Source organism: Nocardia spumae, assembly GCF_020733635.1.
In the GTDB taxonomy this organism is placed as follows: Bacteria; Actinomycetota; Actinomycetes; order Mycobacteriales; family Mycobacteriaceae; genus Nocardia; species Nocardia spumae.
Genome location: NZ_JAJFZL010000001.1, coordinates 5,649,623 through 5,672,227, shown reverse-complemented (window position 1 = coordinate 5,672,227; position 22,605 = coordinate 5,649,623). Strand labels below are relative to the sequence as shown.

Genomic DNA, 22,605 nt, shown 5'->3' with positions numbered 1-22,605 from the left:
CCGGGATTACGCGCGGTTCACCCGCGGTGACGTTCGTGCCAACTCTCGCTCACGCCGCCGCACACCGGATGGTGACGAGTCGTTTACCTATCGGCGGAGCGGGCCGCGGAGACAGCAGATCTCGCGCGAGCACACGGGCGAACTCACCGGGGACGTTCGGAACTCGATCGACTGTCGACCGCCGGCCCGACGCCCGCGTCGCGCGGCACCCGACGGTACGCCGGGGCTCCGAGCGGTGGATCGGCGTATTCGGCGATGAGCGAACCGAGGAAGCAATTGGCGGCCCGGGCGGCTCGCGCACCGTCCCCGTCGATCACCGCGTGCACCAGCTCGGCATGTTCGTCGTGATAATCGTCGCCGTGTCGCGTTGTGCGAGAACGGATCACATCCTCGATCGCCGGGAGCAGCGAATCGTAGAACTCCAGATAGACGGCATTGTGGCTGGCGGCCACGACGGCTCGATGCAAGGCGACGTCGGCGTCGACGGCAGCCGCGTTGTCGGTGTCCCAGGCCTTGCGGCGCCGTTCCAGTAACCGCAGCAGCTCGTCGATATCGCCGTCGTCGCGGCGCAGTGCGGCCAGCCGGGCGGCCTGTACATCGAGGGCCTGGCGCAATTCGAGCACGTCGCGTTCGACGGCGTCGGCGAAGTACTTGGTCAGGGTGCCGCCGAGATCGGAGGCGGCGATGACGTAGGTGCCCGAGCCCTGGCGGCGTTCGAGCATGCCCGCGTGCACCAGTGCCTGTACGGCTTCGCGCACCGTATTGCGTCCGGTGCCGGTCAGTTCGGTGAGTTCCGGCTCGGTCGGGATGCGGGAGCCGATAGGCCAACGACCCGAGCGGATTTCAGCGCGCAGTTGTTCGGTGACCTGGGCGATGAGGCTGGTGCGCCGGACTGGTTGCACGGCCAATAGAGTACCCCTCCTCACATTTGTTGCCTGCTTTCATCCAATCATCCTATGATTTCGCGGTGACCGTTACCCAGCAGCAGTCGAGTACCGACGTCCGGCGCCGCCGCGCCCTCGCCGAGGGCCGGATTCTGGTGCTGGTCGCGATCGTGCTGTCGGCGCTCACGCTGCGGGTCGCCGTCACGGCGTTCACGCCGCTGGCCGAACGGATCGGTGGCGATATCGGCTACTCGACCGCGGTCGTCGGCGTCTTCGGCATGATCCCGACCGCCATGTTCGCCCTCGCCGGACTGATCACCCCGATCTTCGTGCGGCGGCTGGGCCTGGAGCGGACGGCGCTGGTGGCCATGTTGATGACCGGCGCCGGACAGCTGACCCGGGCTCTGGTGCCCGACACCTGGGAACTACTGCTGCTGTCCGCGTTCGCGCTGGCCGGTATGGGTATCGGCAACGTGGTGATTCCGCCGCTGGTCAAGCGCTATTTCGCGGATCACCTGGCATTGATGAGCTCGGTGTACATCACGATGGTGCAGGTCGGCACCATGATTCCGGCGCTGATCGCGGTGCCGGTGGCCGACGCGGCCGGTTGGCGAGTGTCGCTGGGCGTGTGGGCGCTGGTCGGTTTCGCGGCCACGGTGCCCTGGCTGGGTGTGCTGCGCGGTCGGCGCGGCCGTGATCGGGTCGACGCGACCGCGCTGTCCGCGGTGCCCGGCGAACAGCCGGAGCGGCCGGGCAACATCTGGCGTTCGCCGCTGGCCTGGGGTATGGCGGCCATGTTCGGGATGACCTCGCTCAATACCTATGCCATGTTCACCTGGCTGCCCAAGATCCTGGCCGACGCCGGCGCCGACGCGAGTTTCGGCGGCACCATGGTCGCCTTCTTCTCGTTCATCGGCCTGGCGGCCGCGCTGACCGCACCCACGTTCACCGCGCGGATCCGCAATCCGTTCCCGATCGTCGTCGTGTGCGCGGTCTCGTTCTTCGCCGCCTTCGCCGGTCTGCTGATCGCCCCGATGAGCGCGCCGTGGCTGTGGGTGCTGTTGCTGGGCATCGGCCCGAGCACCTTCCCGATGGCACTGACCCTGATCAATCTGCGCACCCGGACGCAGGCCGGTTCCGCGGCGCTGTCCGGCTTCACCCAGGGCATCGGATACACGGTCGCCTGTGTCGGTCCACTGCTGTTCGGTGTACTGCACAGTGTCTCCGGGAGTTGGGCGATGCCGTTCGCACTACTGTCGGTGGCCGTGGTCGTGCTGGTGGTGGGCGCCTGGCAGGCGTGCACACCGCGCATGCTCGAGGACACCTGGCACTGACGCGCCTCGGATCGCCGATTTCACCGCTCGGGTTGCGCGGCGGTGAGCCGATGGCGATGATGTGAATCGACCCCCCGCGCAGTGTGTTCCGAACCACTCGCCGAGGTCGAGCTCACCGGCTCACTCCGTGACCGTGGGCACTTCGTGACGCACGGAAACCGTTGTGTCATATGGGCGAAACATAGCCGGAGTTCTCACCGGGAAAACGCCGGAATCGTGAGCAACCGTTGATTTACGCGTCATGTGGCGCAGCATCGCGGCAATACCCGTTTCCTACCTTGGGGCCAACCGGATTTCAGGAGGCCCTGTTGAGCACGCTGACGCGTAACCACGACATCGAGCATTGGGACGCCGAAGATGTCGCGGCCTGGGAGGCCGGCGGCAAGGACATCGCCCGTCGCAATCTGATCTGGTCGGTCGTGGCCGAGCATGTCGGATTCTCGGTGTGGTCGATCTGGTCGGTGATGGTGCTGTTCATGCCGACCGAGAAGTTCGGCATCGATGCCGCCGGGAAGTTCTTCCTGGTCGCGATGCCGACTCTGGTCGGCGGCATCCTGCGCATCCCCTACACCGTCGCCACCGCCCGTTTCGGCGGCCGCAACTGGACGATCTTCAGCGCGCTGATGCTGCTGATCCCGACGCTGCTGACGCTGTACTTCATCAACCAGCCCGGCACCTCCTACACCACATTCATGGTGGTGGCGGCGTTCGCGGGCTTCGGCGGCGGCAACTTCGCCTCCTCGATGACCAATATCAACGCCTTCTATCCGCAGCGGCTCAAGGGCTGGGCGCTGGGGATGAACGCCGGCGGCGGCAATATCGGCGTCCCGGTGATCCAGCTGATCGGTCTGCTGGTGATCGCTACTGTCGGCAATACCCACGCCTCGATCGTGTGCCTGGTGTATCTGGCCTTCATCGCGATCGCCGGTATCGGTGCGGCGCTGTACATGGACAATCTGCGCAACCAGAAGGCGGATCTGTCCTACATGCTGGAGTCGCTGAAGGTCCCGCAGTCGTGGGCGATCGCCTTCCTCTACATCGGCACCTTCGGATCGTTCATCGGATTCAGCTTCGCCTTCGGTCAGGTGCTGCAGATCAGTTTCAAGGCCGGTGGCGACTCGGCCGCCCAGGCCAGCCTGCACGCCGCGCAGATCGCGTTCATCGGACCGCTGCTCGGTTCGCTGGCCCGCCCCTACGGCGGCACGTGGGCCGACCGTATCGGCGGCAGCCGGGTGACGCTGTTCGCCTTCGGCGGCATGATGGCCGCGGCCGTCGTGGTCGCGGTCGCCAGTGTGGCCGCCGACCGTAACAACGGGGTCGCCTCCGGCGCCACCATGGCCGTCCTGGTCGCCGGATTCATCGCGCTGTTCGTGCTCTCGGGCATCGGCAACGGTTCGGTCACCAAGATCATCCCGTCGGTGTTCGACGCGAAATCCAAGAGCCTGCCGGGGAATTCGGCCGAACAGGCGGCCTGGTCGCGCAACACCTCCGGCGCCCTGATCGGCTTCGTCGGCGCGATCGGTGCCCTCGGCGGGGTGGGCATCAACCTGGTGCTGCGCTCGTCCTACGCCTCCACCAATTCCGCTACGACGGCGTTCTGGGTGTTCCTGGCCTTCTACGTCCTCTGCGCGATCGTCGTCTGGACGGTCTTCCTGCGGCGCCCCGGAACGCGTACGCCGCGAACGGAATCCGGTGTCGTCGCCGAAGCCGAGGCTCTGGTGCTCGGCGCCGAGCGGTCGCCGGAATCCGACTCCACCTCGTCCACGGCTCGCGCCTGACCATCTCGAAAGCATCGGAGGACAGTCATGTTCACGACAGTCGACCCCTCGCAGCGCAAGACCGTGGTGGTCATCGGCCACGGCATGGTCGGGCACCGATTCGTCGAGGCGTTGCGCTCTCGCGACGAGGCCGGACAGTGGCAGGTCGTGGTGCTGAGCGAGGAGAGCCTGCCCGCCTACGACCGCGTCGGCCTCTCGTCCTATGTCGGCAGCTGGGATCCCGCCGCGCTCGCCCTGCCCGGTAACGAGTACGCCGGTGACGCGCTGGTGGACCTGCACCTGGGCGTGCGGGCCGAGGAGATCGACCGCGCCGCGCGCAAGGTCACCACCTCCTCCGGCGACGTGATCGGTTACGACGCACTGGTGCTGGCGACCGGATCGTATGCGTTCGTACCGCCGGTTCCGGGCCATGATCGGCCCGAATGCTTCGTCTACCGCACCCTCGAGGATCTCGACGGCATCCGTGCCGCGGCCGACGTCGCCGGCCCGGGCGCGGTCGGTGTGGTCGTCGGCGGTGGTCTGCTGGGGCTCGAGGCCGCCAACGCGCTGCGGCTGATGGGAATGACCCCGCACGTGGTCGAATTCGCGCCGCGCCTGATGCCGGTGCAGGTCGACGAGGGTGGTGGCGCCATCCTGGAGAAGCTGGTCACCGATCTCGGCCTGCACGTGCACACCGGAGTCGGCACCTCGGCCATCGAACCGGCCGAAGACGGTGCGGGACTGCGGGTTACGCTGTCCGACGAATCGGCCATCGACGCCTCGCTGGTGGTCTTCTCCGCCGGTGTCCGCCCGCGCGATCAGATCGCCCGCGACGCCGGACTCGAGATCGGCGCGCGCGGCGGTGCGGTCACCGACCTCGGCATGGCCACCTCGGATCCCAATATCTTCGCGATCGGTGAGGTCGCGGCGGTGGAGGGCACCTGCTACGGCCTGGTGGCACCCGGTTACACCACCGCCGAGATCGTCGCGGATCGGCTGCTCGGTGGAGCGGGGGAATTCCCCGGCGCGGATCTGTCGACCAAGCTGAAACTGCTCGGGGTGGACGTGGCCAGCTTCGGCGACGCGCACGCCACCACCGAGGGTGCGCTGTCGGTGGTGCTGCACGACGCCGCCAAGGGCACCTACGCCAAACTCGTGCTCTCCGACGATGCCAAGACCCTGCTCGGCGGCATTCTGGTCGGCGACGCCTCACAGTACGCGGCGCTGCGGCCGCTGGTCGGCAGTGAACTGCCGGCCGAACCGGCCGCGCTGATCTCGCCCGCGGGTGCGGAACTCGGCGCCGACGCGCTGCCCGACGAGGCGCAGATCTGCTCCTGCAACAATGTGAGCAAGGGCGCGATCTGCGGTGCGATCGCGGACGGCGCGTGCGATATCGCCGGGGTCAAGAGCTGCACTGCCGCTGGAACCTCCTGTGGCGGTTGCGTTCCCATGATCAAGAAGCTGCTCGAGCAGTCCGGCGTCGAGATGTCGAAGGCGCTGTGCGAGCACTTCACCCAGTCGCGGTCGGAGCTGTTCGAGATCGTCCAGGCCACCGGGATCCGCACCTTCTCCGAACTGATCGCCAAGCACGGCACCGGAATCGGTTGCGATATCTGCAAGCCGACCGTCGCCTCCATCCTCGCTTCCACCTCGAGCGATCACATCCTCGACGGTGAGCAGTCGGCACTGCAGGACACCAACGACCACTTCCTGGCCAACCTGCAGAAGAACGGTACCTACTCGGTGGTGCCGCGGATGCCCGGCGGCGAGGTCACCCCCGAGCAGCTGATCGAAATCGGCCAGATCGCCAAGGATTTCGGTCTCTACGTGAAGGTCACCGGCGGTCAGCGCATCGACCTGTTCGGCGCCCGGGTCGAGCAGCTGCCGCAGATCTGGCAGCGGCTGGTGGACAAGGGGATGGAATCCGGCCACGCCTACGGCAAATCGCTGCGCACGGTGAAGAGCTGTGTGGGCTCGACCTGGTGCCGCTACGGACAGCAGGATTCGGTGGGAATGGCCGTCCTGCTGGAGAAGCGCTACCGGGGTCTGCGTTCCCCGCACAAGCTCAAGCTGGCGGTGTCGGGATGTGCCCGGGAATGCGCGGAGGCGCGCGGCAAGGATGTCGGCGTCATCGCCACCGAGAACGGGTGGAACCTCTACGTCGGCGGTAACGGCGGTCTGACGCCCAAGCACGCCGTGCTGCTGGCGGGCGACCTCGACGACGAGACGCTGATCCGCTACATCGACCGCTACCTGATGTTCTACATCCGCACCGCGGACCGGCTGCAGCGCACCGCGCCGTGGCAGGAATCACTCGAGGGCGGGATCGAACACCTCAAGCAGGTTGTCTGCGAGGACTCACTCGGCATCGCCGACGATCTGGAGGCCGCGATGGCCCGTCACGTCGCGGGTTACAAGGACGAATGGGCCGCTGTACTGGAGGATCCGCAGAAGCTGTCGCGCTTCGTGACCTTCGTCAACGCTCCCGAGGAAGCCGATCCCACGATCGCCTTCGACGACAGCGGCGCCCGCAAGGTGCCGGTATTGCTCGGTTTGCCGGATATGCCGGCAACTACCGCCACGCCCGAGAAATAGCCACGTAATCGTGTGGAAACAGGACACCGGTACCTATTAGGTAAGGCGTTCGGAGGAGATTACCGATGACCGTTATCGACACACCCGGATTCACACCGGCAACCACCGCGGGTTGGACCTCGGCATGCCGGCTCGACTATCTGATTCCCGGCCGCGGCGTGGCGGTGCTGCTGCGGGGCGGACGCCAGGCCGCCCTGTTCCTGCTGCCCGACGGCACGCTCTACGCGGTCGGCAATATCGATCCGTTCGGGCGGGCCGCGGTGATGTCGCGCGGTATCGTCGGCGACCGCGCCGGTGTCCCGGTGGTCGCCTCGCCGCTGCTCAAGCAGGCGTTCTCACTGCTCGACGGGCGCTGCCTGGACGACGAATCGGTGGCGCTGCCGGTCTACGGCGTGCGCGTGGTCGACGGCGTCGTCACGGTATCCAACGAACCGCTCTACAGCGGCGGTACGCCGTGAGCGATGCGACACCTTCGAAACCTCTGGACGGCTTCACCATCGGGGTGACTGCTGCCCGCCGGGCCGACGAATTGGCCACCCTGCTGACTCGCCGAGGCGCGAATATCGTTTCCGCCCCGGCGATCCGCATCATTCCGCTGGCCGACGACACCGAGCTGGAGCGGGTCACCCGGCAGCTGGTCGCCGATCCGCCGCAGATCACGGTCGCCACCACCGGTATCGGCTTCCGAGGCTGGATGGAAGCCGCCGAGGGCTGGGGACTGGCCGAGAATCTCCGGGCCACCATGGATTCCACGCGGGTACTGGCGCGCGGTCCCAAGGCCAAGGGCGCCATCCGCGCCGCCGAACTGCGGGAGGAGTGGTCACCGGCCTCGGAGTCCTCGGCGGAGGTGCTCGATCACCTGCTGGCCGAGGGCGTCGAGGGAGTCCGGATCGCCGTGCAGCTGCACGGCGCGACCACCGAATGGGAACCGGTGCCCGACTTCTGTGAGGTATTGCGCTGTGCCGGAGCGGATGTCGTTCCGGTGCCGGTGTATCGCTGGGTGCCGCCCGACGACCGGGCGCCGATGGACCGGCTGATCGAGGGTGTGATGACCTCCGCGCTGGACTGCGTCACCTTCACCAGCGCGCCGGCGGTGGCCTCGATGCTGATGCGGGCCAAGGAAACCGGGCTGCTCGAAGGGGTGTTGCAGGCGATGCGCGCGCGGGTGCTGCCCGCCTGCGTCGGCCCGATCACCGCCGCGCCGCTCGAGGAGCTGGGCGTGTCCTCGTCCATGCCGGGGCGTGCGCGACTGGGTGCGCTGGCACGTCACGTCGCCGAGGAACTTCCGCGGCGCGCCAATCGGATTCACGCCGCCGGGCACGAACTGAGTGTGCGCGGTGGCTGTGTGGTGGTCGACGGCTCGGTGCGCCAGCTCGCACCCGCGCCGATGGCGCTGATGCGGGCGCTGGCCCGCCAGCCCGGCCGCGTGGTGTCGCGGGAGGATCTGCTCGCGGCGCTGCCTGGCGGCGGTGACGACACTCACGCGGTGGAAACCGGAATCGCCCGGCTGCGTGCGGGTCTCGGCACGCCGAAGGCGATTCAGACCGTGGTCAAACGCGGCTACCGGCTGGCCCTGGACCCGGCCGAATGCGTCGACAACAATTCGCGTCCCCCGGTGGGATACGCGCCGTCGCTGCGCCCGCAGCGGCCCGCGCCGATGGCGGGGGTGTGGTGAGCGCCCCCGCCCTGGTGCTGGTGGCTCACGGCACCCGCAGTCCGCGCGGAGTGGAGATGATCGGCACCCTCGCCGACGCGGTGCGAGCGGAACTGGCCGGGTCCGGCGCCGAGCCGGAGGTACGAACCGCCTTCGTCGACGTGCTCGGGCCCACTCCCGCCGACGTACTTCGCGAACTGGATTGCGGCCCGGCCGTGGTGGTTCCGGCCTTCCTCGCCTCCGGATACCACGTGTACCAGGACGTCCCGCGCGAGGTCCGCGACAGCGGCCACCCGGATGTGGTGGTGACCCCGGCGATGGGCCCGGACCCGATGTTGGCCCGCGTGATGCGTAAGCGTTTGCGTGAGGCGGGTATGCGCCGGGGCGACGCCGTCGTGCTCGCGGCGGCCGGATCCTCGGATGCCCGCGCGCGCCACGATGTCCGGCGGGCCACCGCCCTGCTGGCCGAGGAGCTGGGCGGCTCCGTGCGCACCGCGTATATCGCCACCGGCGAGCCGCGGGTTCCGGAAGTTGTCGCCGCCCTGCGGGAATCCGGTCGAGATCGGGTGTTCGTCGGCTCTTATCTCCTGGCGCACGGACTGTTCCATCAACGCCTGCGCGAGGCGGGAGCCGACGGCGTCGCCGAACCCCTGGGAGCGCATCCGGGGATCGTGCGCCTGCTGACCGAACGGTATCTTTTCGGCGCAAGCGAATATCTTTCCACCGCTGCGTGATTCGAGCTCGTTCTCACCACCGATCGATTCGGGACGAGTTCGGTCGCGGCCGCGTGGACCGGCCCCGCGGTGGTGGTGGAAACGAGCGCCGGCCCCGCAATACCGTGCGGAGGCCGGCGCTCGCCCCCCCGTTATTGCACGGCGGTGAGGGGCGCTCAGCCGCTCGCGCTCGGCTGGATCCACGATATCGACCCCTTCATCTTCGGAGTCGAGTTGGCCAAGCGAATTGCCGGGAACGCCGCCACCGGCGCCGAACTCACCGTCTCGATCTACCTCAGCGGCCAGCTGATCGAGGACTTCCACGCCGACCTGGCCGTGGACAAGGTGATCGTCGGAGACATCGAATCTCTCACCCCCACACCGATTCTCGAACTCGACGGCTTCACCGAGCTGCCGCCGGCGCGCTTGATCCCCGTGCCGAGCCAGGGCGCGGACAAAATTTGCGCCATGACCGCCCACTACGGCGCTACCCGCCAACCCTCGAACCGCTGGCGCGACCTCGCCGACCTGTGCTTTATCGTCGGCAACCTCTCCTTCGACTCCTTCGACGCCACCGAAACGCTCGCCGCCCTGGACGTGCAACGCCAACGCCGCACGCTCGAACTGCCGACCGCACTGGTCTCGCCGCGGTGGGTGGCCACCGCTACCCAGCGCCCGCTGGGCAGAGACGGATTCGAACCTCCTCGCAGTGATGCGGGGAGGTTCGAATCCGGTGTGACTCACACGCGCGGTGCGATGGTGAGGTCGCCGTTGATGACCGTCTGCGTCATCTCCCGAGCCAGCATATTGTGCGGGAAACCCGGCTCGACCGCGCTGGCCGCGTTCAGCCGATCCAGCTGGGCCGCACCGAATTCCACCTCCAGCGCGCCCAGGTTGTCGGACAGCTGCGCGGGCGTGCGGGCGCCGATGATCGGCGCGGTGACCGCCGGATTCCGGAGGGTCCAGGCCAGTGCGGTCTGTGCGGGAGTGCGGCCCAGTTCGGCGGCGACTTCCTTGACGACCTCGGCGATCTCGAGCCCACGCGGGGTCAGCGATCCGTTCGCGGCGGCGACGTCGCGCCGGGTGCCCTCGGGCGATCCGGTCGCCGAGGCGTCCAGATCGGCCGCGGTGTACTTGCCGGTCAGCACGCCACTGCCCAGCGGCGACCACGGAATCACCCCGAGCCCGAGCTCGCGCGCCATCGGGAACAGATCGTGTTCCACCGTGCGCTCGATCAGGCTGTATTCGACCTGCAGCGCCACCAGGGGCGACCATCCGCGCAGATCGGCGACGGTCTGCATGCGCGCCACCTGCCAGGCGGGGGTGTCGGAGATGGCGACGTAGAGGACCTTGCCCTGCCGGACCAGATCGTCCATACCGCGCAGGACCTCCTCGACGGGGGTCGTGAAATCCCACGCGTGCAGGTACAGCAGATCGATGTAGTCGGTGTTCAGATTGCGCAGGCTGGCCTCGACCGAGGCGAACATCGACTTGCGGTTGTTGCCGCCGGAGTTCGGGTCGCCGGGCCGGCGCAGCATCGTGTACTTGGTGGCCAATACCAGGCTCTCCCGGTTGTCCCGGGTGAATTCGCCGAGCAGACGTTCGGAGCTGCCGTTGGTGTAGACGCTGGCGGTATCGATGAAGTTGCCGCCCCGCGAGACGTAATCGTCGAACAGTTTGCGCGCGTCGTCGCGGTCCGCGCCCCATCCCCAGTCGGCGCCGAAGGTCATCGTGCCCAGCGCCAGCGGGGAGACCCGCAGCCCGGACCGGCCCAGCAGCCGATAGGTGTCGAGGGTGAGCGCCATGGTGTCCTCCTGTGTGGGTGCGATCTCGACACCGAGTCTGCGCGGGCCCGGTGGGCGCGGTAAGGGAAGGATCTTCCTGGGATCGCCGGTACCAGGCTCGCCGTAGGATCGAAGGCGATGACCGGCACGGTGGAAGTGACACAGGAGCTGGGAGCGTTTCTGCGCACCCGGCGCGAAAGACTGGATCCACACGACTTCGGCCTGCCGCAGCGCCGGCAGACCCGTCGGACCCCCGGTCTGCGCCGGGAGGAGGTCGCCGAGCTGGCCGGAGTCAGTATCGACTACATCGTGCGGCTGGAGCAGGGGCGCGGCCTGCGGCCCTCGCCGGAGGTATTGGACGCGCTGGCCCGGGCGCTTCGCCTGGCCCCCGATGAGCGCATGTACCTGTTCGATCTGGCCCGGCAGCGGCCTCCGGACGACGGTAAACCCGCCACCACCGCATCGCCGGAGCTCACCCGCCTGGTGGCCGATCTGGCGCCGCTGCCGGCGATGGTGATCAATCACCGGTACGACATCCTGGCCTGGAATCAGCAGATGTCGCGGCTACTGCTGGATTTCGACACCCTGCCGCCGCGCCAGCGCAATTCCATGTGGTTGTGCCTGCTGTACCCGCAGATGTGCGATTTCTACGCCGACCGAGAACGCACCGTGCGGGAGGGGATCGCGGGCTTGCGGGCGGCCTGGGCGGCTCACCCCGACGATCGGGTGCTCGCCGATCTGATCGACGAGTTCCGTACCGGCAGTGCCGAATTCGTCGAGCTGTGGGAACGCCGCGATGTGCGGGTCCAGGGCCGCGGCCAGAAGACCATGCGGCATCCGGACGTCGGCGTGCTCACGGTGTCGTTCGAGGCTTTGATCCCGATGCAGGATCCCGATCAGCGTCTGATCATCTATCGCGCCGCTGACGAGGCGAGTCAGGCCGCGCTGGACCGGCTCCCGGAGCCGTAACCGGGCCTGCGGGTGTCTCGGCGGCTCCCGGCACGCCGACCTGCGGTGTGATCATCTTGCGCGCGGGTATTCGGATTCGGTGAGCGCATGCCGTAGGTTTGCTCGGTAACCCTTCGATGCATGCTCCTCGGAGATGACAGGAGGCCCAGTGAGTGAAAATTGCGTAGCGGCTTGCTGGGCCGACCGGGTGCGGGTGTCCCGCGGATCGCAGGAGGCCCAGTGAGTGAAAATTGCGTAGCGGCTTGCTGGGCCGACCGGGTGCGGGTGTCCCGCGGATCGCAGGAGGCCCGGTGACTCGAGTCGGAGACGCCGCGGCCCGGACGGATTTCGGTGACCTGCCCGACATCCCACTATCGGAGGCACAACTGCGCTGGTGGGTTGCTCAGCAGCTTTATCCACAGTTGCCCAATACGGTGGCCATGTACCTGGATCTGACCGGTCCGCTGCGGGTCGGGCCGTTGCGCGCGGCGGCGGCCACCGCGGCCGCGGAGCTGCAATCACCGCAGGTGCGTTTCCGGATGTGCGCGGGCAGTCCGCGGCAGTTCCTGGATCCCGATGCGTTCGAACCACTGTCGGTGGTGGATCTCGCCGCGACCGCCGATCCGGTCGGCGCGGCCCGTGCGCGGATGGCCGCCGATTACGATGCGCCGCTGGATCTGCTGAGCGATCGCCTGTCGCTGGCCACGCTGTATCGGATCGGTCCGCAACGGCATCTGTTGTATCTGCGCAGCCATCACATCGTGCTCGACGGTGTCGGCGCCGCGGCGGTGCTGCGCCGCACCGCCGAACTCTATGCCGCGGCAATCGGATCCGGGGAGCCGGCCCGGCCTGCCCGTCGGCCGCTCTCGATCGCCGAGCTGGTAGCCGACGAGCAGGCGTACCGCGATTCCGATCGAGCCCGCGCCGATGCCGATTACTGGCGTGAACAATTGGCCGATCTGCCGCCCACCACCGGATTGAGCGGTTCCTCGGCGCCCCCGTCCTCGCGGCCGCATCGAGTGGGCGGGCAGGTGCCCGAGGGCACCGCGCAACGGCTTGCGGTGGTGCGCGATCGAACGGGAGCGGGGTTCACCGAGCTCACCGTGGCCGCCTTCGCCTGCTATCTGGCGGCGATGACCGGCCGTGACGATCTCGTGGTCGCCGTCCCGATGGCGGTGCGGCCCACGGCGGCGTTGCGCAACTCCGCCGGATCGCTGTCGAATGTGGTTCCGTTGCGGCTGCGGGATATCGGGGCGGCCACGGTCACCGAGATGATCGATCGGGTCCGGGTGCGTGTGATCGGCGCGCTGCGCCATCAGCGCTATCGATATGAGGATATGCAGCGCGATCGCGGTGAGAGCCGGGTCGCGCGAGGCGGTTTCGGCCCGGTGCTGAACGTGCTCGGATTCGTGGAACCGCTGCGGCTGGGCCCGGTCACCGGTCAAGCGGTGCTGCTGGCGCTCGGACCCGTGGAGGATCTGCTGGTCAACGGATATCAGCTGGGCGCCGACGAGCGCACCGCGCGGATCGATATGCAGGCCAATCCGGCGCTGTATTCGCAGCGCACGCTGGCCTGGCATCACGAGGGGTTTCTCACCTACTTCGACGAATTCCTCCGTGCCGCACCGGATCAGCGTGTCGGCTCACTCGGATCGCGGAGTACGGTCGTGCCGGTCCAGGCCGAGGACGCCGGTGCGTCGACTGTCCGACTGCTGCCGGAGCTGCTGCGGTCCGCGGGCGATCCGGACGCGATCGCGGTCTGCGACGGCGCCCGGCGGTGGACATTCCGGGAATGGGATCGCCGGTGCGCCCAATGGGCGCGGGAACTCCTCGAATACGGTGTCGGGCCCGGTGATTCGGTCGTCGCCGCGGTGCCACGCTCCGCCGAATCGATACTGGCGCTTCGGGCGGTGGCAGCCGTCGGCGCCGCGTTCGTTCCGGTCGACCCACAGGATCCGCCCGCACGTCTGGCGGTGGTGGTCGCGAACTCCGGTGCGCGGGTGGGGCTCACGGTGTCCTCCGTGCGCGGCGGGTTGCCGGACGGGCCGCACTGGCTCACGCTCGACGATCCGGAATCGGTGGCGCGGGTGCGGCAACGTCCGGCGACGGAGGTCGGTGAGGCGGATCGTCTCCGCTCGCTGCATCCGGACCAGCACGCGTACGTCATTCACACCTCGGGGACGACCGGGCGGCCGAAAGCGGTCGCGGTGACCCATCGCGGTCTGGGCGCCCTCGCCGCGCATATCGCCGAAGCCTATGCGGTGCGGCCCGATTCACGGGTGCTGCACGCGCACGCGCCGTCGTTCGATGCGCATCTGCTCGAGCTGCTGGCCGCTTGCGCCGCCGGCGCGCGTATCGTCGTCGAGCCGCCCTCGATCGTGGCCGGTACCGAACTGAGCGATCTGCTGCGAACGCAGGCGATCACCCATTTCCTGACCACACCCGCCGTCCTGGCCACGCTGGATCCGCGACAGGTGCCGTGCCTGCGGGTCGTGGTGGTGGGTGGGGAGGCGTGTCCGGTCGAGCTCGCCCGGCGCTGGAGCTCATCGGTTCGCCTGTTCAACGGCTACGGTCCGACCGAAACGACGGTCATGACAACGCAATTCGAGGTGCCCGCGGAGCCGCCGCCGGGCGCCGTGCCGATCGGGACGATGCTGCCGGGGGTGCGTGCCGTGGTGCTCGACGAGCAGCTGCGGCCGGTTCCGCCCGGCGGGCGCGGTGAGTTGTATCTCGGCGGAGACGGTGTGGCCGCGGGATATCGCGGCGATCCGGCGGCGACCGCGGCCGCTTTCGTGGCCGATCCGGCGAGGCCGGGACAGCGCTGCTATCGCACCGGCGATCTGATCCGCCTCGACGTCGACGGGGTCGCGGAGTTCCTGGGCCGGGCCGATGTCCAACTGAGTATCCGGGGGCGCCGGATCGAGCCGGGCGAGATCGAATCGGCGCTGACCGAGCTGCCGGAGATCGCTCAGGCCGCGGTGGCCGTCGATCGAGCATCGCGGGGGGAGCGGTTGATCGGCTACATCGTCGCCGCGCGGACGACGCACACCGTTGCCGGACAAGCTGATCGGATCGATCTCCACCGGGTGATCCGCCGATTGCGCGAACGGCTGCCCGCGGCGCTGGTCCCGGCCCAGCTGGTCGAATTGCCCGCGTTGCCGGTCACACCGCACGGCAAGGTCGATCGCGCGGCCCTGCCGGCGCCGCATCCGGTGGCGCATCGATACCGGCAGCCGGAATCCGAGGCGCAGCGGGTGGTCGCGGCGCTTTTCGCGAGGGCCACCGGAGCCGATCGGGTCGGTATCGACGACGACTTCTTCGAACTCGGGGGAAATTCCCTGCTCGGTGTGACGGTGGCGGCCGAACTCGCGAGTGCCACCGGGCAACCCGTGACCGTGCGCTGGCTGTACGCCGCGTCCTCGGTCGCCGAACTCGCCGAACGGCTCGAGGCCCCCGTGGCCGCGCCCGGCGAGGACGGTCTGGGCCCACTGCTCACGCTGCGCCGCAACGGATTACAGGCGCCGCTGTTCTGCGTGCATTCCGCGGTGCCGCTGGCGTGGTGTTACGCCGGCCTGGCCGGACACATCCGGGATCGGCCGGTATACGGTCTGCAGTCACCGCTGCTGGCCGTCCAGGACGACGACGGGCGCGACACCGACCGCGGTGCGACCGATATCGGCGAACTGGCCGGGCGCTATGTCGAGCAGATCCGGCGTATCCGGCCCACGGGTCCCTACCATCTGCTGGGCTGGTCACTGGGCGGGCAGATCGCCCACGCCATCGCGGTGCGGTTGCGTGATGAGGGCGCGGAGGTCGCCACCCTGGCCATGCTGGACAGTCTCGTGTTCAGCGACGAGATACCGCCGCCGCCGATACCGCGCATGCGGGATCTGCTGACCCATCTGCTCGGGGACGAACCCGAGGACGCCGACCAGCTCGACGACCTCACCGCCGCACAGGCCGCCGCCGAATTGGCCGCCGCCGGCCCCTCGTTCGGCACCGGTCTCTCGGCCGCGCAATTGACCCGACTGCACCGCGGATATGTCGACGGTGTCCGGATGTCGCATCGCTATCGCCCCGGCGTCTTCGACGGTGATCTGCTCTACTTCTCGGCCACCCGAGGTCCGACCGAGCTGTTCGACGCGGAGCTGTGGCGGCCCTACGTCCGCGGTGCCCTCGTCGAACATCCCGTCGCGGCCGCCCATGCCCAGCTCACCAACGGCGCTGTGGTCGCGGAGATCGGTCCGCTCCTCGCCGACTACCTGCGGGCGAGGGATTGACATGGTGGAGTCGGGTGCGCGGACCGGGACACGGTGGTGGGATGTGTACGGCGACCGGGACGGATGGCACGGATGTCACGCCGCCGCCGGCACTCTCACCGACTGGGTGGCCCGGCATCTGATGGCGCCGCATCCCGATCTGGGGCGTGACGGTCCGGTCTGCCCGTTCGTGCAGCACAGCGCGGCCCGGCACACGCTGTGGGCGGCCATGGTGCCCGGCGGTGACGAGGTGACCGTCGAACGAATGCACGCGGTCGTCGACGACGCGATCGAGGCCTACGGCAAGCTGGTGGCGGGCGGCGATCGGCCGCCGCACTCCACCGCGTTGGTGACCGTCTTCCCCGAGCTCACCGACTGCGCGCGCATCGATGCCGTGCACGGGGAGCGCAAGACCGAGGTGGTGCGGCGCGGCTGGATGCTCGGCCAGTTCTATCCCGGCTGTACCGTTCCGGGCCTGTGGAATCGGGACTTCCACCCGCTGGACGCGCCGCTGCCGATGCTGGTGCTGCGTCCGATGATGAGTACCGACTATCCCTTCCTGGTCGGGCGCAGTGAGTGGCTGTACGCCTATTTCACCCATCTGGCGCCGAATCTGCCCCGCCGCTTGCGCTGGGAAATAGCCGAACGGATGCGAGTAGCCGGGCCCGCCGCCGGTGAGATCACCGCGTTGCGGGCGCATGCGCCCGGTGAACACGCCCGCTGACTACGCTGCGGCGACCGTGACAGGGTGCGATACTCCACGCATGCACCGGCTCCCACGCTGTTTTGCTGTCCTGTTCGCCGCCTTCGCCATGATTGCCGCGGTGGTGCCTGTGGTCGCTTCGGCCGATCCCGGTGGTCCGGCGATCGTCGGCGTCCATCCACTCGGTGGCCGGCAGTATTCGGTCGATGTGTACTCCCCGGCGATGAACAGGCAGATCAATGTCTGGGTGTCGCATCCGGACTTCGCCGCTCCCGCACTGTATCTGCTCAACGCGGTCGACGGCGGTGAGGACGGCGGCCCGTGGATGAACCGGACCGACGTGGCGCAGTTCTTCGCCGACAAGCCGGTCAACGTGATCGTGCCGATGGGCGGTCGCGCCAGCTACTACACCGACTGGAAATCCGATGATCCGGTGCTGGGCCGCAACGAGTGGTCGACCTTCCTGACCCGCGAGCTGCCGCCGCTGCTGGACTCCGAATTCCGGATGACCGGCCGCAATGCCGTCGCGGGCACGTCGATGTCGGCTACGTCGGCGCTGGATCTGGCGATCCAGACACCTGGTCTGTACCAGGCGGTCGGCGCCTACAGCGGCTGCCCGGTGACCAGCGGCGGGGTGCCCCAGGCGTACGTGTACTCGCAACTGGGCGTTTTCGGCGCCAATGCCGGGAACATGTGGGGCGGTCCGGGCGATCCGGCCTGGGCGGCCCACGATCCGGTGATCAACGCCGACCGGCTGCGCGGTACCGCGCTCTACATCTCCTCCGGCAACGGTGTACCCGGGGTGCACGACACTCTCGGCGATCCGTCGATCTCCGGTGATCTGGGCAAGCTGATCAATCGGGTCGCGGTCGGCGGTGTGATGGAGGGCGTGGTCAACGCGTGCACCCGCCAGCTCACCGGCCGCCTCGGCGCCCTGGGCATTCCGGCCACGGTGGTCAGCCGTCCGGGCACCCACGCCTGGACCTACTGGCAGGACGATCTGCACGACTCCTGGGCGGTGTTCGCCCCGGCGCTGGGCGTGTAGCCCGGCGATCAGTTCGACTGCCGCGCACCGTGCGCGGCGATGACCGTGTCTCCGTATCGGGTGATCGCCTCGAGTTTCTCGTCCAGCGAGCGGGTATCGGGGCCGGCGTCGTAGGCGCTGCGGAATCCGACGATCACATCGGTGACGCCGGCCCCCGCCAGCCCGGCGACGCCGTCGACGGTGAAGGCATCGGGGGAGACGACGTGGATTTCGAACGGCCGGTCCGTCCGCTGTCCGGGGTGCTGTGCGCGCAGGGCGGCGAGGCGGTGCAGGAGTCCGGTCAGTTCCCGGGGGTCGCCGCCCGCGTGCATCCAGCCGTCGCCCCGGCGGGCCGCCCGGCGCAGGGCCGCCTCGCTGTGCCCGCCGACGAGGATCGGGATCGGCTGGGCCGGAACGGGTTCGATCTGTATCGCCGGTAGTTCATAGAGTTGTCCGTGGTAGTCGAACATGCCACCCGCGCACAGCCCGCGCACGATGTCGATGGCCTCGTCCAGGCGGGCCCCGCGTCGTTCGAACAGCACTCCCATCGCGGTGAAATCCTGTGGCCAGGGACTGATACCGACGCCCAGCGACAGCCGATGCCCGCTCAGCACCGCCAGTGAGGCAGCCTGTTTCGCCACCAGCAGCGGCGGCCGGACCGGCAGTTTGAGCACGAACGGCGTCGCTCGCAGAGTTGTGGTGGCGGTCAGTATCGCGGTGCAGGCGATCATCGGCTCCACGAAGGGCTTGCCGCGCAGGAACTCGCGCTGCCCCGAGTCGGTATAGGGGTAGCGGGCGTCGCTGTCACGCGGAAAGGCCAGGCTGTCGGCGACACAGATTCCGGTGAACCCGGCCGCCTCCACCGCGCGCGCCAGCGGAATCCAGTGATCCGGGGCGGTGGCCGCCTCGGCGAAATGGAAGCGCATGGCCGCCATCCTGGTCGCCGCCGGTACCGGGCACTACCGAGTGATCCGGTCAGTGGTAGCGCCGTCCGGCTGACCGGACCCCTCGGTTGACGTGGGTCATCCGGAACCCGCGCAGCGTCACGGCCGCTGCCGCGCCGGGTGCGGCAGACGGTCGGCGGCGTTCATCAGCAGTTCGTAGGATTCGTGCCGGTCCTCCGGGTCGTAAACGTCGGTCTTCACCAGTAGCTCGTCGGCATCGGCGGCGTCGGCGAGCGCGGCCAATGCCGGTAGCACGGTCGTCGTCGTCCCGACGATCAGGCCGGGCGGCTCGTCGCCGGGATGCCGAGGGGTCGCGAACCCGCGGTCGGCGGCGACGTCGGGGGCCGGCAGCCGCATCGGTTCGCCCTGTCGCCGGCGCGCGGTCTTCATCCGCAGCGATCCGGCGAGCCAGTGCGCGCGTTCCGCATTCGTCGCGACGATCACCGAGACACTGATCGAGATCCGCGGTGTGGGGCAGATCGCGGATGGACGGAAGCAGTCGAGATAGCGGCCGGTGGCTTCCACCGTGTTCATCGGCGTCAAATGATGGGCGGCCGCGAAGGGCAGTCCGAGGTCCCCGGCGATCCGGGCGGTGTGGTCGCTGCTGCCGAGCAGCCAGATCTCGGGTCGGTTGCCTGCGGCCGGGACCGCTGCCGGTCGGTCGCCGTCGGCATCGAAAAGCGCGATCAATTCGGCTATTCGGTCCGCGAAGGGCGTGGCTGCGCGTTCGTGTGGACCGCGCACGCGGTCGGCGACGTCGCGCGGTCCGCCGAGCGCGCGGCCCAGCCCGAGATCGATGCGTCCCGGGTGGAAGCACTCCAGGGTGCCGAACTCCTCCGCGACGACGACGGGGGAATGGTTGGGCAGCATCACGCCGCCCGCACCCACCCGTATCCGGTGGGTCGCCGAGGCGATCCGGGCCGCGACGACCGCCGGTGCGGTACTGGCCACGCCGCGCATCCCGTGGTGCTCGGGCAGCCAATACCGATGGTACCCAAGGGCATCGGCACGTTTCGCGAGTTCGACGCTGTTGTGCAGCGCCGTCCTCGCGTCCGATCCCGCCGCGATGGGAGCGGTGTCGAGAACCGAGAGGCGAACCCGGCGAGAGCGATTCGTCATGGCGACCATCTTGGCGCAGGGCGGCCGGCCCTGCCCGTGGACGGCCGAGAGCTCAGCGACCCACTCGGCGGCGGTAGGTGACCTTGTCGAACTCGCGGCCGTATTCGTCCACCGCGACCACGTCCATCTCGCTGGCGAAGAAGCCGGGGCGCACATCGACCCGGACGAACGAGTAGTTCCGGAAGCGGACCCGTGACCACGGTGCGGCCTCGTCCTGTTTGCTCCCGGCCGGTGTCCACACGTAGCTGTTGGGTACCGCGGTATCGGCGACCTCGTGGCCGCGGTAGGTCTCGGGGGAGCCGGGCTGGAAGCCGTAGCGCGGGCGGCCGCCGCCGCCCACCGTGTAGTAGACGGTGCCGTCGGCATCCGGGTAGACGATCGAATTGTCACCGGCGGTTGTGGTGGGACGGCCGCCGCGAATCGGATCGGTGCGTTCGAAGATGTGGTTGTGGCCCTGCAGCACCAGGTCGACCTGATAGCGGTCGAACAGTCCGCACCAGGCGTCGCGCAGACCGCCGTCACTGGCGTGCGAGTCGGTGGTGGAGTACGCGCAGTGATGGAAGAAGCAGACGATGAAGTCGATATTCGGATTCGATCGATAGTTCGCGAGAGTGCGCTCCACCCAACCGGTTTGGCCGCCGCCCGAGTATCCGGTGTTGGCCTTGATCTCGTAGGAGACGTCGTTGGCGTCCAGGGAGAGCACCGCCACATTGCCGTAGGTGAACGAGTACGCCGACGGACATCCGGCGGGACCGTTGCCCGGAAAATCCAGGCGCGCAAGGTGTCCGCCGTAGCCGTGGGTGTCGTAGGCGGCCTCCATGTCGTGGTTGCCGGTGGCGAACATCCACGGTGTCGTCGAGGCGCTGGCCTCGATCGTGCCGAGATACACGTCCCACACGAAGGGGTTGAACTTGTCGAAGCCGCTCGGCACGGAACCCCCGGCGGCGACGTACTCGGGCTTCTTACCCGCGCCCGACGGGTCGGCGTAGGCGATATCGCCCGCGAGTACGTGGAAATCCGGCTTGCACGCCACGATCTGATTGAGCACATTGTCCGCGTGCGGGACCGCCGGATCGTTGTCGGCCTTGTAGTACTTGTCGTCGTAGTCGCCGGGCGCGACACCCGCGGGCTGTGCGGGAGTGGCGTCGGTGCCCTGATCGCCCATCATGGTGAATCGGAAGGGCACCACGGCATTTCGCGCACTCGGCATCGCGGTGGCGGCCGCGCGGATGTCGCCGGTGAAGCCGTCGGAGGTGCGCCAGCGGTAGAAGTGCGGAATGCGCCCGGGCAGACCGTCGACCGGCGCGTGCGCGTAGAACTGCTCGGCGGCGAGGACCCCGCCGTCGCCGGTGGGGATCTGGGTCACCAGATTGCGGACCTCGGCCTCGAGCGTCCCGCCGAGTGCGGGGGTGGGGCCATGATCCAGAAAGACCTTGGTGCCGGCGGGATTACGCGACAACTGAGCGCCGAAGCGGAGCTGACTGGCGGCGTCGGCACCGAAGCCGACATGGCGCCCGCCCACCGCGAGCTGGGCCTGATCGGCGTAGGCGCGGGCGCCGAACGGTGTGGTCCCCACCGCTGCCACGGCCGCCGCGGCCGCCGAACCGCGCAGGAAGTTGCGTCGCGAAACCGACCGCGACCGCAGGTACCCTCGATGCCACTCGTGCTGTTCGGCCATCGTCATGGTGGCGGCCAGCGCCTCGGGAATTCCGGTATCGGGAATATCACCGGCAGGATTCAAGCGATTCCGCATGAGCTTGGATGCTGGTCCAACCTCGTGCCCGGAGCAACCACCGCGGGTTCCCATCGGTGCAAATTCCCGGTGAATTCTTCTCCCACCGCGCCGGCCCGAATCTGTCGGTGCCCGGAGGGACAATGCCGTATGGCCTATGACGAGGTATTGGCCGATCGGATCCGGGACCTGCTCGGGCCCGCGGTGACCGAGACGGTCGAGAAGCGCATGTTCGGCGGGCTGGCCTTCCTGGTCGGCGGCAATATGGCGGTGGCGGCCAGTGGGAAGGGCGGGCTGCTGGTGCGGGTCGACCCGGCCGAGGCCGCGGAATTGATCGACGGGGTGGCGGTGGCGCCCATGGTGATGGGCGGTCGTGAGATGCGGAACTGGCTGCACGTCACCGCCGACCACCTCGATGCCGACGACGTGCTGGGCGGGTGGATCGAACGCGGTATGGACTACGCCCGCTCACTACCGCCCAAGTAGTGTTCAGCTCTGCGGTGCCTGCAGGGCCGGATACCAGATATCGGTGAGCACCTCCGCGGCGTCGGCCGCGTCCACTTCGATGGTGCCCTGCATCGCCCAGCGGGTGAAGAACCGTTCGAGCTGGGCCACCAGCAGTTCGATCCGCAGCCGCGCCTCGTGCTGCCGGGCGCGCGGCCAGCGGGACAGGTATTCCGGCATGCTGTCGGCGAGTTGCATGATGCCCTCGCGTGCGATGTCGCGGAACTCGGGCTCGAGCACGGTCGCTTCGTCCCAGGCCGGCAGCAGATCCTTGTTGGCGACGAACCATTCGATCGCCTGCCGGATCCAGACCGCGAACTCCTCGCGCGAATTGCTGCTCAGCACCCGGTCCAGGTCGCGGTAGTAGAACTGGACGCTGGCCAGCGTCCCCTCCCGGGCGATAGCGCGCAGTACCTCGGGCTTGCCGGTGAAATGCAGATAGAAGGTGGCTCGGCTGCAGCCCACCGCCGCCGCGATGTCGTCCACCCGGACGCCGGTATAGCCCTCCTTGGTGAACAACCGCCGTGCTTCCTCCACGATTCGCATACGCGTGGCCCGCTTCTGCTCATCGCGCAGCGAGCCGCGCCGGGCGGTCGATTCCGAAGGCATACCCTCGATGATAGACGCATGATTACTCACTAGACGCCGTGT

At 68.6% G+C, this 22,605-nt stretch carries 17 protein-coding genes and 1 pseudogene; 12 read left to right on the top strand and 6 right to left on the bottom strand.

The genetic code is table 11. The features are described from left to right. Positions 1–143 precede the first annotated feature (143 nt). Positions 144–902, bottom strand: a complete 759-nt coding sequence (locus LKD76_RS25135) for a FadR/GntR family transcriptional regulator (RefSeq protein ID WP_227983889.1) — start codon at positions 900–902, stop codon at positions 144–146. 65 nt (positions 903–967) lie between these two features. Here LKD76_RS25135 and LKD76_RS25130 point away from each other — a divergent pair, with 65 nt between their 5' ends. From LKD76_RS25130 to LKD76_RS32390, 7 genes and pseudogenes are all read left to right on the top strand, one after another. Next, positions 968–2,218: an MFS transporter gene (locus LKD76_RS25130; protein ID WP_227983888.1), complete on the top strand. Its 1,251-nt coding sequence runs from the start codon at positions 968–970 to the stop codon at positions 2,216–2,218. Between the two features lie 308 nt (positions 2,219–2,526). Continuing rightward, positions 2,527–3,996 (top strand): nitrate/nitrite transporter, encoded by a 1,470-nt coding sequence (locus tag LKD76_RS25125; protein ID WP_227983887.1) that lies wholly within the window; start codon positions 2,527–2,529, stop codon positions 3,994–3,996. A 27-nt stretch (positions 3,997–4,023) separates the two neighbouring features. Beyond that, complete coding sequence (gene nirB / locus LKD76_RS25120) at positions 4,024–6,570, top strand: nitrite reductase large subunit NirB (protein WP_227983886.1); 2,547 nt, start codon at positions 4,024–4,026, stop codon at positions 6,568–6,570. 65 nt (positions 6,571–6,635) lie between these two features. Next, positions 6,636–7,028 (top strand): nitrite reductase small subunit NirD, encoded by a 393-nt coding sequence (nirD, locus tag LKD76_RS25115; protein ID WP_227983885.1) that lies wholly within the window; start codon positions 6,636–6,638, stop codon positions 7,026–7,028. Further along, the gene (locus tag LKD76_RS25110; RefSeq protein ID WP_227983884.1) at positions 7,025–8,245 is read left to right on the top strand and encodes a uroporphyrinogen-III synthase; all 1,221 of its coding nucleotides are present in this window, start codon (positions 7,025–7,027) and stop codon (positions 8,243–8,245) included. Before nirD ends, LKD76_RS25110 begins: the two co-directional genes overlap by 4 nt. After that, on the top strand, positions 8,242–8,958 hold the full coding sequence (locus LKD76_RS25105; RefSeq protein ID WP_227983883.1) for a sirohydrochlorin chelatase: 717 nt from the start codon (positions 8,242–8,244) through the stop codon (positions 8,956–8,958). Before LKD76_RS25110 ends, LKD76_RS25105 begins: the two co-directional genes overlap by 4 nt. Before the next feature lie 69 nt (positions 8,959–9,027). After that, positions 9,028–9,564 (top strand): annotated as a pseudogene (locus tag LKD76_RS32390) (nucleotidyl transferase AbiEii/AbiGii toxin family protein); the annotation flags it as partial. Between the two features lie 113 nt (positions 9,565–9,677). On the opposite strand, the gene LKD76_RS25100 reads toward LKD76_RS32390, so the two are convergent. Further along, a complete protein-coding gene (locus tag LKD76_RS25100) occupies positions 9,678–10,742 on the bottom strand; it encodes an aldo/keto reductase (RefSeq protein ID WP_227983882.1) in 1,065 nt (354 codons plus the stop codon). A 117-nt stretch (positions 10,743–10,859) separates the two neighbouring features. Between LKD76_RS25100 and LKD76_RS25095 the strand changes: the two genes are divergently transcribed. The 4 genes from LKD76_RS25095 (at position 10,860) to LKD76_RS25080 (ending at position 17,676) form a co-directional block, all read left to right on the top strand. Continuing rightward, entirely contained in the window at positions 10,860–11,690 is an 831-nt protein-coding gene (locus tag LKD76_RS25095; RefSeq protein WP_227983881.1) for a helix-turn-helix transcriptional regulator, read from the top strand. Positions 11,691–11,980: 290 nt separating this feature from the next. Further along, a complete protein-coding gene (locus tag LKD76_RS25090; protein ID WP_227983880.1) occupies positions 11,981–15,949 on the top strand; it encodes a non-ribosomal peptide synthetase in 3,969 nt (1,322 codons plus the stop codon). Position 15,950: 1 nt separating this feature from the next. Beyond that, positions 15,951–16,652, top strand: a complete 702-nt coding sequence (locus LKD76_RS25085) for a DUF6875 domain-containing protein (RefSeq protein ID WP_227983879.1) — start codon at positions 15,951–15,953, stop codon at positions 16,650–16,652. A gap of 40 nt (positions 16,653–16,692) precedes the next feature. Then, complete coding sequence (locus LKD76_RS25080) at positions 16,693–17,676, top strand: alpha/beta hydrolase (protein ID WP_227983878.1); 984 nt, start codon at positions 16,693–16,695, stop codon at positions 17,674–17,676. 8 nt (positions 17,677–17,684) lie between these two features. On the opposite strand, the gene LKD76_RS25075 is transcribed toward LKD76_RS25080, so the two are convergent. The 3 genes from LKD76_RS25075 to LKD76_RS25065 form a co-directional block, all read right to left on the bottom strand. Further along, entirely contained in the window at positions 17,685–18,581 is an 897-nt protein-coding gene (locus LKD76_RS25075; protein WP_227983877.1) for a TIGR03619 family F420-dependent LLM class oxidoreductase, read from the bottom strand. Between the two features lie 117 nt (positions 18,582–18,698). Further along, a complete protein-coding gene (locus LKD76_RS25070; RefSeq protein ID WP_227983876.1) occupies positions 18,699–19,718 on the bottom strand; it encodes an MsnO8 family LLM class oxidoreductase in 1,020 nt (339 codons plus the stop codon). A gap of 52 nt (positions 19,719–19,770) precedes the next feature. Then, positions 19,771–21,471 (bottom strand): metallophosphoesterase family protein, encoded by a 1,701-nt coding sequence (locus LKD76_RS25065; protein ID WP_227983875.1) that lies wholly within the window; start codon positions 21,469–21,471, stop codon positions 19,771–19,773. Positions 21,472–21,600: 129 nt separating this feature from the next. On the opposite strand from LKD76_RS25065, the gene LKD76_RS25060 reads away from it, so the two are divergent. Continuing rightward, a complete protein-coding gene (locus LKD76_RS25060) occupies positions 21,601–21,936 on the top strand; it encodes a TfoX/Sxy family protein (protein WP_227983874.1) in 336 nt (111 codons plus the stop codon). 3 nt (positions 21,937–21,939) lie between these two features. Here LKD76_RS25060 and LKD76_RS25055 read toward each other — a convergent pair whose 3' ends face one another. After that, positions 21,940–22,563 (bottom strand): TetR/AcrR family transcriptional regulator, encoded by a 624-nt coding sequence (locus LKD76_RS25055; protein ID WP_227983873.1) that lies wholly within the window; start codon positions 22,561–22,563, stop codon positions 21,940–21,942. Positions 22,564–22,605: the final 42 nt, after the last annotated feature.